Here is a 14,616-nt window from a genome sequence, read left to right as displayed (position 1 = left end):
CCCTTGCGGGTTCAACCTGCGCCTTGAACTTGGTACTAAAGTGCTATTACTCCAGCCAGCGCCCTGTGGCGATGGCCTTTGACCAGAGGAACGATCGTGCATAACGTCGTGATCAGCGGCACCGGCCTGTATACCCCGGCCCAGAGCATTTCCAACGAAGAACTGGTGGAATCCTTCAACACCTGGTCGCAACAGTTCAACCGCGACAACGCTGCCGCCATCGAGCGCGGCGAGGTCGAAGCTGCGCCGCTTTCCGACGCCGCCTTCATCGAGAAGGCCTCGGGCATCAAGAGCCGCTTCGTCATGGACAAGGCCGGCATTCTCGACCCGCAGCGCATGAAGCCGCGCCTGCCGGAGCGTTCCAACGACGAGCAGTCGATCCTTTGCGAGATGGGCGTGGCCGCTGCCCGTCAGGCACTCGAGCGCGCAGGCCGCACCCCTGCCGATGTCGACGGGGTGATCGTCGCCTGCTCCAACCTGCAGCGCCCGTACCCGGCCATCGCCATCGAAGTGCAACAGGCGCTGGGCATCCAGGGCTTCGCCTTCGACATGAACGTGGCTTGCTCCTCGGCCACCTTCGGCATCCAGACCGCAGCCAACAGCGTGCAACTGGGCCAGGCCCGTGCGTTGTTGGTGGTCAGCCCGGAAATCTGCACCGGGCACCTGAACTTCCGTGACCGCGACAGCCATTTCATTTTTGGTGACGCTGCCACTGCCGTGCTGGTCGAGCGTGCCGACCAGGCCACCTCGGCACACCAGTTCGATATCCTCGGTACCAAGTTGCAGACCTCGTTCTCCAACAATATCCGCAACAATTTCGGCTTCCTCAACCGTGCTGCGGAAGAGGGCGTCGGTACGCGGGACAAGTTGTTCGTGCAGGAAGGCCGCAAGGTATTCAAGGAAGTCTGCCCGATGGTCGCCGAGCTGATCGGCAAGCACCTGGGCGAGAACGATCTGCAGCCCTCCGACGTCAAGCGCTTCTGGCTGCACCAGGCCAACCTGAGCATGAACCAGCTGATCGTCAAGAAGCTGCTGGGGCGTGAAGTGGCCGAGGAAGATGCACCAGTCATTCTCGACCGTTATGCCAACACCAGTTCGGCGGGGTCGGTGATTGCCTTCCACCTGTACCAGGATGACCTGGCCAAGGGTTCGCTGGGCGTGCTGAGCTCGTTTGGTGCGGGCTACTCGATTGGTAGTGTGATTCTGCGTAAACGCTGACAGTCAGCCCTGCGCCGGCTTGCCGGCCGCAGGGCCAGTGCGTTTCTCGCAGGCAAAAAAAGGCAGGAAATGCCGGATGGGGTCGGCATTTCCCGCCTTGAGTGAAGCTCAGGCGTTGCAGCTTAGAACTTGGCTTCCAGGTCCACCTGCAGCGTGTCGACATCGGCATCGCTGTTCGGCAACTGCGACAGGTCGGTCTTGGCCATCAGGTAGGCAGCGCCCAGCGAGAAGTTCTTGTCGATTTCATAACCGACCTTGAACTTGTGGCCGCGCGAGCCGGTGTAACCGTTGCCGAAGTCGGAGTCGGTGAACAGGCTGACCACGGCGTTGCGCTGAACATCGCGGTAGTTGTAATCCAGGCTCCAGGCGCCGACTTTGGTCTTCAGGCCAGCCAGCCAGGCCTGGTCTTCGCCATCGGTGCTTTCGGTGTTCTTCACGTACTGGCCATACGCCGACAGCGGGATGGCCAAGCCGGTGAAGTCCACCTGGCCGAAGCCTTCCACCAGGTTGAACTCGTTGGTGGTATTGCCGAACGACTGCAGGATGGTCGCTTCCTTGTCGTTGTCGTAGCCATAGATGCTCGCGCCGACGGTGAGCTTGAGCACATCGGCCGGGGCGAACTTGGCGCCCAACTGGCCGTGGTAGACCTGGGCGTCGTGCTTGTACTGCACGCCGTCGCCGTCCACGTTGTCCTTGAGCGTGTACTGGCCCGCGCTGGCGAAGACTTCGGCGCCGCCGAGGTCGGCTTTGTAGGTGGCGGCAACGCCTTCCGGGTTGATGTCGCCGTCCCAGATGATGTCACCCATGCTCACCCAAGGCTGTGCCATCTTGCCGCCGATCAGGTGCAGGTTCGGTACTGCGCTCGGGTGCCAGTCGAGGTAGGCCTGGTCGACCCACAGCGATTTTTTGTCGAAGTAGTTATCGAAACTCTGGTTGGTCGAACGGCGGTCTGCGCTGCTGCCGGTGGCGATGCGGATGCCTGCGTCGACTTGCGGGTTGATCTCGCTGTAGAAACCGACGCGGGCGCGAACGCGCTGGCGGTCCTGGTTGCCGCTGCTGCTGTTCGGGTCGTCGACGTTGACGTCCTCGTAGCGCAGGCGGATATCGCCTTTGACCTGGGTCTTGGCGGCCCAAGCCACTTTCTGTTCGAAGGAGCTCATGCGTTCTGACTGAGCTTTCTGGTCGGCCTTTTCCTTGGTTTCTTTTGCCAGGTCACCTTGCAGTTCGTTGTACTGCGCCTGGTTGATCGAGCCGTTGGCGCGGAGCATTTCGAGCAGCTTGGCGTCGACAGCCGCACTGGCCGGAGTACTCAGAGCCAGCATCATGCCGGTGAGGCTCACTCCGGTAAGTGTAGAAACAAGACGCATAAGGTTCTCCCTACTGAAAAATATTGGGGAGGCTCAGCGTCCACCCCCATGTTGGCATGTCTTCGGAAAGGGCCTGAATAGACAGGTTCTAGGGTTCCGGAAAACAGGCGCAAGTATTGCGGGGGCGAATGACAGAATAATGTCTATTTGGTGGCACTGCCGTTAAGTAATTGAGAATGAAAGGATCGGGCCGGCATTCGGCATTCGGCATTTGAGTGAGAGGCCGGTATTCCCTGATACTGATGCCCTCACTCCGCGAGTCGACATCGTGACCAGCCTCTATAGCCTTGCCCATCTGCGTGACCTGCCTGCCGCGACCTGGGACGCCTTGGTACCTGCCGGCCAACCCTTCCTGCGCCATGCGTTCCTGAGCGCCCTGGAGGACAGCGGCAGTGTTGCGCCAGCCACCGGCTGGGCGGCGGAACACCTGGTGCTGGAGCGTGACGGGCAAGTGCGTGCGCTGTTGCCGGCGTACCGCAAGTGGCATTCGTACGGCGAGTACGTGTTCGATCATGGCTGGGCCGACGCCTGCGAGCGTGCTGGTATTGCCTATTACCCCAAACTGCTCGGCGCCGTGCCGTTCAGCCCGGTCAGCGGGCCGCGCCTGCTCAGCGTTGACCCGGCCGATGGCCTGCTCATGCTCCAGGCATTGCCTGAGTATCTGGGCAAAGGCGGGCTATCCGGGGCTCACATCAACTTCACCGACCCTGGCCTGGATGCACAGATGGCCGGCCTGCCGGGCTGGATGGAGCGCCTGGGATGTCAGTTCCACTGGCGCAACCATGGCTACCGCGACTTTCAGGACTTTCTCGACAGCTTGAGTTCGCGCAAGCGCAAACAGATGCGCAAGGAACGTGAGCAGGTCGCAGGGCAGGGCATCGACTTTCGTTGGTACCGTGGCGATGAACTTGAGGAGGCTCAGTGGGATTTCGTCTACCTCTGCTACGCCAATACCTACGCAGTGCGCAGGCGTACGCCCTATCTGACCCGCGAATTCTTTAGCCTGCTGGCGCAGCGCATGCCCGAGGCCCTAAGGGTCGTGATGGCGCGTCAGGGCGGTCGCGATGTCGCCATGGCCCTGAGCCTGGTGGGTGGCGACAGCCTGTTTGGGAGGTACTGGGGCTGCCTGGATGAGTTCGACCGGCTGCACTTCGAGACCTGTTTCTACCAGGGCATGGACTTTGCGATTGCCGAAGGCTTGCAGCGCTTCGATGCCGGCGCGCAGGGCGAGCACAAGCTGATTCGTGGCTTCGAGCCGGTGCTGACCCGCTCCTGGCATTATCTGCTTCACCCAGGCCTGCGCCGGGCGGTGGACGATTTCCTGCAGCAGGAGCGGGCAGGGGTTATGGGCTATGCCGAAGAGGCGCGGGGGATGTTGCCTTACCGCCGGGATTGAAACCCGACAGGCCTCAATCCACCCCGACGAACCCGCCCGTCTGGTGATGCCACAGCCTGGCATACAAGCCTTGTTGCGCCAGTAGTTCACTGTGGCTGCCACTTTCGACGATATGCCCCTTGTCCAGCACCACCAAACGGTCCATCCGCGCAATGGTCGAGAGGCGGTGGGCGATGGCGATCACCGTCTTGCCTTGCATGAGGGTTTCCAGGCTTTCCTGGATCGCCGCTTCGACCTCCGAGTCCAGTGCTGACGTGGCCTCGTCCATGATCAGGATGGGCGCGTTCTTGAGCAGCACCCGGGCTATAGCGATGCGCTGGCGCTGGCCACCGGACAGCTTGACCCCGCGCTCGCCCACATGCGCGTCGAAGCCCGTGCGGCCCTGGGCATCCGACAACTGAGGAATGAATTCGTCGGCACGGGCCCGGCGCACCGCCTCGTGCAGCGCTTGCTCGCTGGCATCCGGGCGGCCGTACAACAGGTTGTCGCGGATCGAACGATGCAGCAGTGAGGTGTCCTGGGTGATCATGCCGATCTGCGCCCGCAGGCTGGCCTGGCTCACCTCGGCGATGTCCTGCCCGTCGATCAGGATACGCCCGCCCTGCACGTCGTAAAGGCGCAGCAGCAGGTTGACCAGGGTCGACTTGCCGGCGCCGGAGGGGCCGATCAGGCCGATCTTTTCGCCCGGGCGGATGTCCAGGTTCAGCCCGTCGATGACGTTGCGGGCCTTGCCGTAGTGGAAGTCGACGTTATCGAAACGCACCGCGCCACGGCTCACGTCCAGCGGCGCTGCCTTGGGCTTGTCGGTGACGGTGACCGGCTGGGCGATGGTCTGCAGGCCGTCCTGCACCATGCCGATGTTCTCGAAGATGCCGTTGACCACCCACATGATCCAGCCCGACATGTTGACGATACGGATCACCAGCCCGGTGGCCAGGGCGATGGCGCCGACGGTGATCAGCGACTGGCTCCACAGCCACAGGGCCAGGCCGGTGGTGGCGACCACCAGCAAGCCGTTGAGGCTGGTGATGACCACGTCCATGCTGGTGATCACCCGCGACGCCAGCTGGGTCTTTTCGGTCTGCTCGCGGATCGCTTCGCGGGCGTACTGCTGCTCGTGGTCGGTGTGGGCGAACAGCTTGAGGGTGGCGATGTTGGTGTAGCCGTCGACGATGCGCCCCATCAGCCTGGAGCGGGCATCGGAGGAGATCACCGAGCGCTCTTTGACCCGTGGCACGAAATAAAACAGTGCGGCGACATAGCTGGCAATCCAGACCAGTAACGGCAGCATCAGGCGCCAGTCGGCCTCGGCGAACAGCACCAGCGAGGTGATCGCATAGATCAGCACGTGCCACAACGCATCCACCGCCTGCACGGCCGAGTCGCGCAGCGAGTTGCCAGTCTGCATGATGCGCTGGGCGATACGCCCGGCAAAATCGCTCTGGAAGAAGTTGAGGCTCTGCTTGAGCACATAGGTGTGGTTTTGCCAGCGGATCAGGCTGGTCATGCCCGGGTTGATGGTCTGGTGCACCAGCAGGTCATGCAGGCCAAAGAAGATCGGCCGCAGCAGCAGGACCACCACCAGCATCCAGATCAGCTCGCCGCTGTGCTCGCTGAAGAAATTGGCATTGGGCGTGCCCTGGGCCAGGTCGATGATGCGGCTCAGGTAGCTGAACATCGCCACCTCGATCAGCGAGGCAACCAGGCCGACCACCAGCAGGGCGAGAAAACTCGGCCACACCTGGCGCAGATAATAGAGGTAGAAGGGCCACACCTGGGTTGGCGGCGACTCGCTGGGCGCGTCGCGGAAGATGTCGATCAGTTGCTCGAAACGGCGGTACAGCATGGGTGACAACACTCCTGTTCAACCCGACCCTCAGGCGGTTTCACCTCCTTGTGAAGCCTGCAGTCAGTCGATGCGTTTGGCGGACTTGATGAACACCGGATCGGCCGGCACATCGCGCATGCCTTTCTTGACGGTAGTGCGCGAGTTGACGATCTGGTCGACCACCTCCATACCCTTGGTCACTTTGCCGAACACTGCATAGCCACGGTCACGGCCCGGGTTCAGGAAATCGTTGTCGGCCACGTTGATGAAGAACTGGCTGGTGGCCGAGTTCGGGTCGGAGGTGCGTGCCATCGACAGGGTGCCGCGGGTGTTCTGCAGACCGTTGCCGGCTTCGTTGCGGATCGGGTCACGCGTCGGCTTTTGCACCATCTGCTCGGTGAACCCACCGCCCTGGACCATGAAGCCCGGGATCACACGGTGAAAAATGGTGTTGTTGTAGAAACCGCTGTCGACGTATTCGAGGAAGTTCTTGGTACTGACCGGCGCCTTCTCGGCATCGAGCTCGATTTCGACCTGGCCGAAGCTGGTGTCGAGCACTACGTGAGGGGTCTTGTCGGAGGCCATGACGGTGGTGGCAAAGGCGACCGAGCAGGCGGTGAGCAGAAGTTTTTTCAGCATGGGCTCAAAGATCCTTGAGAGGTGGAAGCGGCTGCGAGGAACTGCAGCAAAGTCTGGTTGAAGACTTCGGGTTGATCGAGGGGTGTAGCGTGCCGGGAATCATCGATGACTACCAGCCTTGCCTGCGGCATCAGGGCAACGTAGCGCTCTTTGAGTTGTACCGGGGTGTAATCGTGGTCGGCAGCGACCACCAGCGTGGGACAGTGTATCTGGCCGATGCGTTCCTGCACGCCCCAGTCCACGATGGCGTCAAAACTCCTGAGGTAGGCGCGTTTGTCGTTGCGCGCCCAGCGTTGCGCCATCTTCTGGCGCAAGTCGGCTTGCTCCGGTTTGGGGAACAGGCGCTGGGCCAGGCCCTTGCCGACCGTCTCGACACTCAGGATGCGCGCAAGGCCCCAGCGCTTGGCCCACCAGACCCAGTCGTTGCGCGTACGGCGCTTGACCTCGGGGGCGCTGTTGACGATGCACAGGCTGCGCAGCCACTGCGGATGGTCGACGGCGAATTGAAACCCGACCATGGCGCCCATCGACAGCCCCACGAAGTGCACCGGGCCGGTCTGCAGGTGTTCGAGCAGGGCCAGCAGGTCTTCGCTGAATGTGGCGATCTGGTAGCCATCATTGGGCTTGTCGGAGCGGCCGTGGCCCCGGATGTCCATGAGGATCACCCGGTAATGGCGGCTGAGCGCGGGTACCTGCAGCTCCCAATCCTGGCTGCTCGAGCCCAGGCCGTGCAGCAGTACCAGGGGTTCACCCTGGCCGTATTCCTGATAATGCAGCGAGCATCCTTCATGTTCGAAATAGGCCATGCGCGCGGTTCTCTCAGGCTTGCGGGGGGGCTGCGAAGGGCACGTCCAGTGGCGCGGTGTCGAAATTGCGCAGCAGGTCGATGAGAATCTGCGTGGCCGGGCCCAAGGTCTTCTCTTTGCTCGAATAAAGGTAGAACAGTGGATGACGGCTGCCACCCTGGTCCAGTGGCAGCGGCTTGAGCACGCCTTCGCGCAGTTCGCGATCGATCATGTGCCGCGGCAGCCAGGCAAAGCCCAGCCCGCTGCTGACGAAGGTCGTGGCGGTACCCAGGCTGCCGACGGTCCAGCGCTGTTCTGCGCCGAGCCAGCCGACATCGCGGGGTTGGGCGCGGCCGGAGTCGCGGATCACCACTTGCAACTGGCTTTCCAGGTCCTGGAACGTGATCTCCCGGCCCAGGCGGTGCAGGCTGTGCTCGGGGTGGGCGACAGCCACGAACTCCACGGCACTGAGCTCGGTGCCCAGATAGCCGCCAATGCTGTAGCTGCTGATGGCAAGGTCGGCGATACCTTCATGCATCACCTCCTCGACGCCGGACAGCACTTCCTCGCGCAGGCGCACCCGGCAACCGCGGCTCTGCGGCATGAACGCGGCCAGGGCACGTACCAGGCGGGCACTGGGGTAGGCGGCATCGACCACCACACGTACCTCGGCTTCCCAGCCTTGCTCCATGTGGTGGGCCAGGTCTTCAAGCTGGCTGGCCTGCTTGACCAGGTGCCGTGAGCGGCGCAGCAGCACGTTGCCCGCCTCGGTCAGCACGGCTTTGCGGCCATCGATGCGCAGCAGTGGTACGCCGAGCTGCTCTTGCATGCGCGCCACCGTGTAACTGACCGATGACTGCGAGCGGTGCAGGGCTTCGGCTGCCTGGGCAAACCCACCGTGATCGACCACTGCCTGCAAGGTTCGCCACTGATCCAGGGTTACGCGCGGCGCTTTCATCTTTGGCTCCTGTTGACCTAAGCTGCGCTCTTTCAAGGAGAGCGCCCCATGAAGAAATGTTGTGCGGCAATACTGATGTGCCTGCCCCTCGGGGCCATGGCTTACCCCATCGACGTGGAGAAGGAACTGGCCGGAGTCAAGCTGGACTACACCGCCTACGACACCGCGTACGACATCGGAGCCATCACCCTGAACAACTATGGGCAAGTGCCGGCGGCCTGCAAGGTGACGTTCCGCAACGGCCCGGAAGCGCCACGGGTACGCCGGGTGAATGTACCGGCGGGCAAAAGTGTGGACGTCACGGCCAAGTTCAACCGGCAGATCATCAAGCTGCGCATCGCAGTGAACTGCAAAGCGGAATAAAACTGATTAATCGATAGATTGCACCCACTTTTTACGCTTTTTTATCGATAGGTCAAGCCTTAATCTCACCTCCATCGAATCGCAACCCATTTTGCCGTTGGAGGCACCCATGTCCCGCGTACTGATCGTCGAAAGCAGCGCCCGCCAGCAGGATTCCGTTTCCCGTCAACTGACCCGTGACTTCATCGAACACTGGCAAGCAGCGCACCCGGCCGACGAGATCACCGTTCGCGATCTGGCGGTGACCCCGGTGCCGCACCTGGACGCCAACCTGCTCGGTGGCTGGATGAAGCCTGAAGAGCAGCGCAATGCCGCTGAACTGGAGGCCCTGGCCCGTTCCAATGAGCTGACCGATGAGCTGCTGGCGGCCGACGTGCTGGTGATGGCTGCACCGATGTACAACTTCACCATCCCCAGCACGCTCAAGGCCTGGCTTGACCACGTATTGCGTGCCGGCATCACCTTCAAGTACACCCCGACCGGCCCGCAAGGCCTGCTGACCGGCAAGCGCGCCATTGTCCTGACTGCCCGTGGCGGCATCCACGCCGGCGCCACCAGCGACCATCAGGAGCCGTACCTGCGCCAGGTGATGGCATTCATCGGCATTCACGATGTGAACTTCATCCATGCCGAAGGCCTGAACATGAGCGGTGACTTCCACGAGAAAGGCATCAACCAGGCCAAGGCCAAGCTGGCTGCGGTGGCCTGAGCGTCAACCAATTCCCAACCCTGACACCTTGTTTGCTCCTTTGGGTGTACCTGCCCGGCCTCGATGGCCGGGTTTTTTTTTGTGTGTGAATCACTCACGCCCATGAAATGCGCAGCCCCCACATTGCGCATGGTTGAACACATCGGTCGCAACCCGCTAAGGTCGCGGCCTTGATTTACGAGAGGCAACCATGGGCTACCTGATAATCGTCGCGCTGATCCAGGCGTTTTCCTTCAGCCTGATCGGCGAGTACCTGGCCGGGCACGTCGACAGCTACTTTGCCGTGCTCGCACGCGTGGTGCTGGCGGGCCTGGTTTTCCTGCCGCTGACCCGCTGGCGCCAGGTCGAGCCGCGCTTCATGCGCTCGATGCTGCTGATCGGTGCGCTGCAGTACGGCATCACCTATGTCTGCCTGTACCTGAGTTTCCGCGTGCTGACCGTACCTGAGGTGCTGCTGTTCACGATCCTCACGCCACTGCACGTGACCCTGATCGAGGATGCGCTGAACCGCCGCTTCAACCCATGGGCCTTGCTCGCTGCCTTGGTCGCGGTCGCAGGGGCGGCGGTGATCCGCTTCGACAGCATCAGTGGCGACTTCTTCATTGGCTTTTTGCTGCTGCAGTTGGCCAACTTCACCTACGCTGCCGGCCAGGTGCTGTACCGCCATCTGGTTGCCCGCCACCCCAGCGACCTGCCGCATTACAAGCGTTTCGGCTACTTCTACCTGGGGGCGTTGATCGTCGTGCTGCCGGCTTTCCTGCTGTTCGGCAACACCCAGCATTTGCCGAGCACCGACGTGCAATGGCTGGTGCTGCTGTTCCTCGGGCTGTGCCCGACAGCGCTGGGCTTGTACTGGTGGAACAAGGGGGCCTGCATGGTGTCCGGCGCTACGCTGGCGGTGATGAACAACCTGCACGTGCCGGTGGGGCTGCTGCTCAACCTGCTGATCTGGAACCAGCACGAGCCATTGGGGCGCTTGCTCATCGGTGGCGCGATCATCCTGGCCTCCGTGTGGCTGAGCCGCCTGGGCAGCCGCACGGATGCACCGCTGGTGCGCAGGGCCTGACATGCACACCATCCTGGTCATCGTCGCGCCGATCTTTGCGTTGATCCTGGTCGGTTATCTTTGCCGCCGGACCAACAAGCTTGGCGACAAGGCTGCGGCCGAGATCAACAAGATGGTGGTCTGGCTGTGCCTGCCGGCCCTGCTGTTCAAGGTCACAGCCACCGCAACCTGGAGCGAGGTATGGCACCCAGGGTTCATCGTGGCCTTTGGCGCAGGGGCGCTGGCGATGTTCGTGGCCACGCTGGCCTGGCGGCTGTTCAGCGGCCACGGGCTGGTCGCGGCCAGCATCGACGGGCTCAGCGCGGGGTATGCCAACACCGGCTATATCGGCATCCCGCTGTGTTTGCTGCTTTTCGGTCAGCCCGGGCTGCAGCCTGCGTTGATTTCTTCGTTGATCGTGGTCTGCCTGGTGTTCGCGATATCGCTGACGCTGATCGAAATTGGCCTACAGGAAGAGAAGCGGATCGGCCGCGCCATGTGGGTAGTGGGCAAGGCGCTGGCGAAGAACCCCTTGGTGATTTCGCCCGTGGCTGGGGCCGCTTGGGCAATGTCCGGGTTGGGGTTGGCGGAGCCGGTGATGCATTTTCTCGACATGCTGGCCTTGGCCACCACGCCCTGTGCATTGATTTCGCTGGGGGCGTTTCTGGCAGAGAAACGCAGCGGCGCTCAGGCCAGCCCATGGCCACTGGTTGCGATGAAGCTGGTAGGGCAGCCAGCGCTGACTTGGGTGTTGGCGTTCAAGGTATTCAGCCTGCCGAACATGTGGGCTGTTTCAGCGGTACTGCTGGCGGCGCTGCCGACGGGGACCGGGCCATTCATGCTGGCGGAGTATTACAACCGGGAAGCCGGGCTGATATCGCGGACGATACTGTTGTCGACGGTGGCTTCTTTAGTCACCTTGACCGGGTTGTTGTACCTGCTGGGTTATGCGGGGTGATTTGGGGCTGCTGCGCAGCCCTTTCGCGACACAAGGCCGCTCCTCCTACGGACGCAAATCCCCGCTAGGAGCGGCCTTGTGTCGCGAAAGGGCCGCAAAGCGGCCCCAACAATCTCAAGCCTCGCTCATTTCTTCCAGGCGACGCGGCACTGGCTCTACCGAAGCGCGCCCCGCCAGCCCCACGCGCATGTCATTGCCGCTCGGCTGCTGATACAAGCTCAGCCCAAACTCCGGCAACACCGCCAGCAGGTAATCGAAGATATCCCCCTGGATCCGTTCGTACTCGGCCCACACGGTCGTGGTGGTGAAGCAGTAGATCTCCAGCGGCACCCCTTCGGCGCCGGTCTGCATCTGCCGGACCATGCAGGTCATGCCCTGGTGCACGTTGGGGTGGTTCTTCAGGTAGGCCAGGGCAAAGGCGCGGAAGGTGCCGATGTTGGTCAGCTGGCGGCGGTTGGCCGACAGCTCGGCCACCGGCCCCAGGGCTTCGTTCCATTCATGGAGCTCCTGGCGCTTGCCGGCCAGGTAGTCAGCGAGCAGGCGCACTCCGCTCAGGCGCTGTTCTTCTTCTCGGGTCAAAAAACGCACGCCCGCAGCATCGATGAACAGGCTGCGTTTGATCCGCCGGCCGCCCGATTGCTGCATGCCACGGTAGTTGCGGAACGACTCGCTCATCAGCCGCCAGGTGGGGATCGAGACAATGGTCTTGTCGAAGTTCTGCACCTTAACCGTGTGCAGGGTGATATCGACCACATCACCATCGGCGCCGACCTGGGGCATTTCGATCCAGTCGCCGACGTGCAGCATGTCGTTACTGGTGAGCTGCACGCTGGCGACGAACGACAACAGGGTGTCCTTGTACACCAACAGCAATACTGCCGACATCGCACCCAGGCCTGACAGCAGCAACAGGGGTGAACGGTCGATCAGGGTGGCGACGATGACGATGGAGGCGAAAATCCACAGCATCATCTTCGCCAGTTGCACATAGCCCTTGATCGAGCGGGTGCGGGCATGTTCAGTGCGGGCATAGATGTCGAGCAGGCCATCGAGCAGGCACGACAGCGCCAGGGTCATGAACAGCAGGGTAAAGGCCAGCGCCATATTGCCAAGGAAGTGCTGGGCGGTATCGGACAGCTCCGGTACCAGTTTCAGCCCGAACTGGATGACCAGCGACGGTGTGGTCTGCGCCAGGCGGTGAAACACCTTGTTGTGGCGCAGGTCGTCGAGCCATTTGAGCGCAGGCTGGCGGGCCAGCAGGCGCGTGCCGTGCAGGATCAGAAAGCGCGCCAGGCGGCCGATTACCAGGGAAACCAGCAGCAGCACGGCCAGGCCGATGGCGGCGTGGAGCATGGGGTGTTGGTCGAGGGTGCCCCACAGGTCGAGGCTGTCGCGCCAGAGTTTTTGCATATCCATGAGCTTGAGTACGGTCTTTGCTTGCGAAACGAAGCGCCATTAGAGCGCGGATGGCGACAAAGTTGCCAAAAGAAATTCGGCTCCGGCTGCAGAAAACGTTACCCTATGCAACTGAATTTCCCGCACTTGCCTGAGGTTACCTCCGTGTTCTCCCAATTCGCCCTGCATGAACGCCTGCTTAAAGCCGTGGCCGAGCTTAAATTTGTCGAGCCAACCCCGGTGCAGGCCGCGGCCATCCCCTTGGCCCTGCAAGGGCGTGATCTGCGTGTGACCGCGCAGACCGGCAGCGGCAAGACCGCGGCCTTCGTCCTGCCGCTGCTCAACCGCCTGGTCGACCTGAAAGGCGCGCGCGTCGAGATCCGCGCGCTGATCCTGCTGCCGACCCGCGAGCTGGCCCAGCAGACCCTCAAGCAAGTGCAGCTGTTCTCGCAGTTCACCTACATCAAGGCGGGCCTGGTCACCGGCGGTGAGGACTTCAAGGAACAGGCCGCCATGCTGCGCAAGGTGCCGGACGTGCTGATCGGCACCCCGGGCCGCCTGCTCGAGCAGCTCAATGCCGGCAACCTCGACCTGTCCCACGTGCAGGTGATGATCCTCGACGAAGCCGACCGCATGCTCGACATGGGCTTCGCCGAAGACATGGAGCGCCTGTGCAAGGAGTGTGAGAACCGCGAGCAAACCCTGCTGTTCTCGGCCACCACCGGCGGCGCGGCCCTGCGCGACATCATCGGCAAAGTGCTGAAAGACCCTGAGCACCTGATGCTCAACAGTGTTTCGCAGCTGGCCGAAGGTACCCGCCAGCAGGTCATCACCGCTGACCACGACCAGCACAAAGAGGCGATCGTGCAGTGGCTGCTGGCCAACGAAAAATTCGACAAGGCGATCATCTTCACCAACACCCGCGTGCTTGCCGACCGTATCTACGGCCACTTGGTCGCCAAGGACGTAAAAGCGTTCGTGTTGCACGGTGAAAAGGACCAGAAGGACCGCAAGCTGGCCATCGAGCGCTTCAAGCAGGGCAGCTCCAAGGTGCTGGTAGCCACCGACGTGGCGGCCCGTGGCCTGGACATCGACGGCCTGGACCTGGTGATCAACTTCGACATGCCGCGCAGCGGCGACGAGTATGTGCACCGCATTGGCCGTACCGGCCGTGCCGGCGGCGAAGGTCTGGCGATCTCGTTGATCACCCACAATGACTGGAACCTGATGTCCAGCATCGAACGCTACCTCAAGCAGCAGTTCGAGCGCCGTGTGATCAAGGAAGTGAAAGGCACCTACAACGGGCCCAAGAAGGTCAAGGCGTCGGGCAAGGCTGCCGGCACCAAGAAGAAAAAGACCGAGAAGAAAACTGGCGACAAGAAGGCCGTGAAGCGCAAGCCTACCGCCAAGCCGAAGGCCAATGCACCGCTGACCAGCTCCGATGGCCTGGCACCGCTGAAAAAGCGCAAGCCTGCTGCTGAGTAATCAGTCAATGCTGGCCCTATCGCCGGCAAGCCGGCTCCCACAGGTACTCCATCAGCCTCAAGGGCGATGCGATCACTGTGGGAGCTGGCTTGCCGGCGATTGGGTCTTGATGTAATAGATCAATCCGCCTTCTTCTCCGCCTCCTTCAGCTCCTTGATCCGCTTGTCGATCAGCTGACACTTGTCGGGCAAGTCCTTGCTCGCCGTCCCCAGCTCCATCCCCTGGAGCTCATCGTTAATTTCCTTGGCTTTCTGCGGGTTCTGTTCGGTCAGCTGGCTCACCAGCCCGGCCAGTTCTTCACGTTTCTGGGTGGCCTCTTCCGGCGTGCAGGCCCAGGCGGGCAGGGCGCAGAACAGGGCGGTCGCACAGGCGATGCGCAGCAGCGGTTTCATCCTTTATACCTCCGGCGGTGGGGATGCCCGGTGGAGGCGCCTGCATGCCGGTAAGTTCCGCCTCCACGACCGGCGGAA

Annotated in this window: 14 protein-coding genes; 7 read left to right on the top strand and 7 right to left on the bottom strand. The window is 62.2% G+C overall.

Going from position 1 to position 14,616, the window contains the following annotated elements; all coding sequences use genetic code 11:
• The first annotated feature begins 96 nt into the window (after positions 1-96).
• A complete protein-coding gene (locus JOE27_RS09775) occupies positions 97-1,218 on the top strand; it encodes a beta-ketoacyl-ACP synthase III (RefSeq protein ID WP_046788054.1) in 1,122 nt (373 codons plus the stop codon).
• A 122-nt stretch (positions 1,219-1,340) separates the two neighbouring features.
• Here the strand turns inward: JOE27_RS09775 and JOE27_RS09770 are convergent, their stop codons facing one another.
• The gene (locus tag JOE27_RS09770) at positions 1,341-2,585 is read right to left on the bottom strand and encodes a putative porin (RefSeq protein ID WP_125924532.1); all 1,245 of its coding nucleotides are present in this window, start codon (positions 2,583-2,585) and stop codon (positions 1,341-1,343) included.
• A gap of 268 nt (positions 2,586-2,853) precedes the next feature.
• Between JOE27_RS09770 and JOE27_RS09765 the strand changes: the two genes are divergently transcribed.
• Positions 2,854-3,981: a GNAT family N-acetyltransferase gene (locus JOE27_RS09765; RefSeq protein ID WP_046788090.1), complete on the top strand. Its 1,128-nt coding sequence runs from the start codon at positions 2,854-2,856 to the stop codon at positions 3,979-3,981.
• 13 nt (positions 3,982-3,994) lie between these two features.
• On the opposite strand, the gene JOE27_RS09760 is transcribed toward JOE27_RS09765, so the two are convergent.
• The 4 genes from JOE27_RS09760 to JOE27_RS09745 all read right to left on the bottom strand — a co-directional run bounded on the left by JOE27_RS09760 (position 3,995) and on the right by JOE27_RS09745 (position 8,191).
• A complete protein-coding gene (locus JOE27_RS09760; RefSeq protein ID WP_119687596.1) occupies positions 3,995-5,827 on the bottom strand; it encodes an ABC transporter ATP-binding protein in 1,833 nt (610 codons plus the stop codon).
• Between the two features lie 63 nt (positions 5,828-5,890).
• Positions 5,891-6,448, bottom strand: a complete 558-nt coding sequence (locus JOE27_RS09755) for a peptidylprolyl isomerase (protein WP_046788057.1) — start codon at positions 6,446-6,448, stop codon at positions 5,891-5,893.
• Positions 6,442-7,254: an alpha/beta hydrolase gene (locus tag JOE27_RS09750; protein ID WP_119687595.1), complete on the bottom strand. Its 813-nt coding sequence runs from the start codon at positions 7,252-7,254 to the stop codon at positions 6,442-6,444. The genes JOE27_RS09755 and JOE27_RS09750 overlap by 7 nt, the downstream gene beginning before the upstream one ends.
• A gap of 13 nt (positions 7,255-7,267) precedes the next feature.
• On the bottom strand, positions 7,268-8,191 hold the full coding sequence (locus JOE27_RS09745) for a LysR family transcriptional regulator (RefSeq protein ID WP_012315658.1): 924 nt from the start codon (positions 8,189-8,191) through the stop codon (positions 7,268-7,270).
• A gap of 48 nt (positions 8,192-8,239) precedes the next feature.
• Between JOE27_RS09745 and JOE27_RS09740 the strand changes: the two genes are divergently transcribed.
• The 4 genes from JOE27_RS09740 to JOE27_RS09725 all read left to right on the top strand — a co-directional run bounded on the left by JOE27_RS09740 (position 8,240) and on the right by JOE27_RS09725 (position 11,266).
• Positions 8,240-8,554: a hypothetical protein gene (locus JOE27_RS09740; RefSeq protein ID WP_012315657.1), complete on the top strand. Its 315-nt coding sequence runs from the start codon at positions 8,240-8,242 to the stop codon at positions 8,552-8,554.
• 109 nt (positions 8,555-8,663) lie between these two features.
• Positions 8,664-9,263: an FMN-dependent NADH-azoreductase gene (locus JOE27_RS09735; RefSeq protein WP_046788059.1), complete on the top strand. Its 600-nt coding sequence runs from the start codon at positions 8,664-8,666 to the stop codon at positions 9,261-9,263.
• 190 nt (positions 9,264-9,453) lie between these two features.
• Positions 9,454-10,329 (top strand): carboxylate/amino acid/amine transporter, encoded by an 876-nt coding sequence (locus JOE27_RS09730; RefSeq protein ID WP_039603958.1) that lies wholly within the window; start codon positions 9,454-9,456, stop codon positions 10,327-10,329.
• Position 10,330: 1 nt separating this feature from the next.
• The gene (locus JOE27_RS09725) at positions 10,331-11,266 is read left to right on the top strand and encodes an AEC family transporter (protein ID WP_174142430.1); all 936 of its coding nucleotides are present in this window, start codon (positions 10,331-10,333) and stop codon (positions 11,264-11,266) included.
• A 114-nt stretch (positions 11,267-11,380) separates the two neighbouring features.
• Here JOE27_RS09725 and JOE27_RS09720 read toward each other — a convergent pair whose 3' ends face one another.
• The gene (locus JOE27_RS09720; RefSeq protein ID WP_046788064.1) at positions 11,381-12,682 is read right to left on the bottom strand and encodes a mechanosensitive ion channel family protein; all 1,302 of its coding nucleotides are present in this window, start codon (positions 12,680-12,682) and stop codon (positions 11,381-11,383) included.
• A 105-nt stretch (positions 12,683-12,787) separates the two neighbouring features.
• Between JOE27_RS09720 and JOE27_RS09715 the strand changes: the two genes are divergently transcribed.
• Positions 12,788-14,146 (top strand): DEAD/DEAH box helicase, encoded by a 1,359-nt coding sequence (locus tag JOE27_RS09715; protein ID WP_012315652.1) that lies wholly within the window; start codon positions 12,788-12,790, stop codon positions 14,144-14,146.
• A gap of 119 nt (positions 14,147-14,265) precedes the next feature.
• Here JOE27_RS09715 and JOE27_RS09710 read toward each other — a convergent pair whose 3' ends face one another.
• Positions 14,266-14,538, bottom strand: a complete 273-nt coding sequence (locus JOE27_RS09710) for a hypothetical protein (protein ID WP_046788065.1) — start codon at positions 14,536-14,538, stop codon at positions 14,266-14,268.
• Positions 14,539-14,616 lie beyond the last annotated feature (78 nt).

Origin of the sequence: Pseudomonas sp. M5 (genome assembly GCF_016907075.1) — a bacterium.
In the GTDB taxonomy this organism is placed as follows: domain Bacteria; phylum Pseudomonadota; class Gammaproteobacteria; order Pseudomonadales; family Pseudomonadaceae; genus Aquipseudomonas; species Aquipseudomonas putida_E.
The sequence above is the reverse complement of the archived record's forward strand: the minus strand, read 5'-3'. Positions and strand labels throughout refer to the sequence as shown.

Bases quoted from the DNA above. Each gene is read 5' to 3' on its own strand.
- JOE27_RS09770 (WP_125924532.1), bottom strand. From the start codon at position 2,585: ATGCGTCTTGTTTCTACACTTACCGGAGTGAGCCTCACCGGCATGATG.
- JOE27_RS09760 (WP_119687596.1), bottom strand. From the start codon at position 5,827: ATGCTGTACCGCCGTTTCGAGCAACTGATCGACATCTTCCGCGACGCG.
- JOE27_RS09755 (WP_046788057.1), bottom strand. From the start codon at position 6,448: ATGCTGAAAAAACTTCTGCTCACCGCCTGCTCGGTCGCCTTTGCCACC.
- JOE27_RS09750 (WP_119687595.1), bottom strand. From the start codon at position 7,254: ATGGCCTATTTCGAACATGAAGGATGCTCGCTGCATTATCAGGAATAC.
- JOE27_RS09745 (WP_012315658.1), bottom strand. From the start codon at position 8,191: ATGAAAGCGCCGCGCGTAACCCTGGATCAGTGGCGAACCTTGCAGGCA.
- JOE27_RS09740 (WP_012315657.1), top strand. From the start codon at position 8,240: ATGAAGAAATGTTGTGCGGCAATACTGATGTGCCTGCCCCTCGGGGCC.
- JOE27_RS09735 (WP_046788059.1), top strand. From the start codon at position 8,664: ATGTCCCGCGTACTGATCGTCGAAAGCAGCGCCCGCCAGCAGGATTCC.
- JOE27_RS09730 (WP_039603958.1), top strand. From the start codon at position 9,454: ATGGGCTACCTGATAATCGTCGCGCTGATCCAGGCGTTTTCCTTCAGC.
- JOE27_RS09725 (WP_174142430.1), top strand. From the start codon at position 10,331: ATGCACACCATCCTGGTCATCGTCGCGCCGATCTTTGCGTTGATCCTG.
- JOE27_RS09720 (WP_046788064.1), bottom strand. From the start codon at position 12,682: ATGGATATGCAAAAACTCTGGCGCGACAGCCTCGACCTGTGGGGCACC.
- JOE27_RS09715 (WP_012315652.1), top strand. From the start codon at position 12,788: ATGCAACTGAATTTCCCGCACTTGCCTGAGGTTACCTCCGTGTTCTCC.
- JOE27_RS09710 (WP_046788065.1), bottom strand. From the start codon at position 14,538: ATGAAACCGCTGCTGCGCATCGCCTGTGCGACCGCCCTGTTCTGCGCC.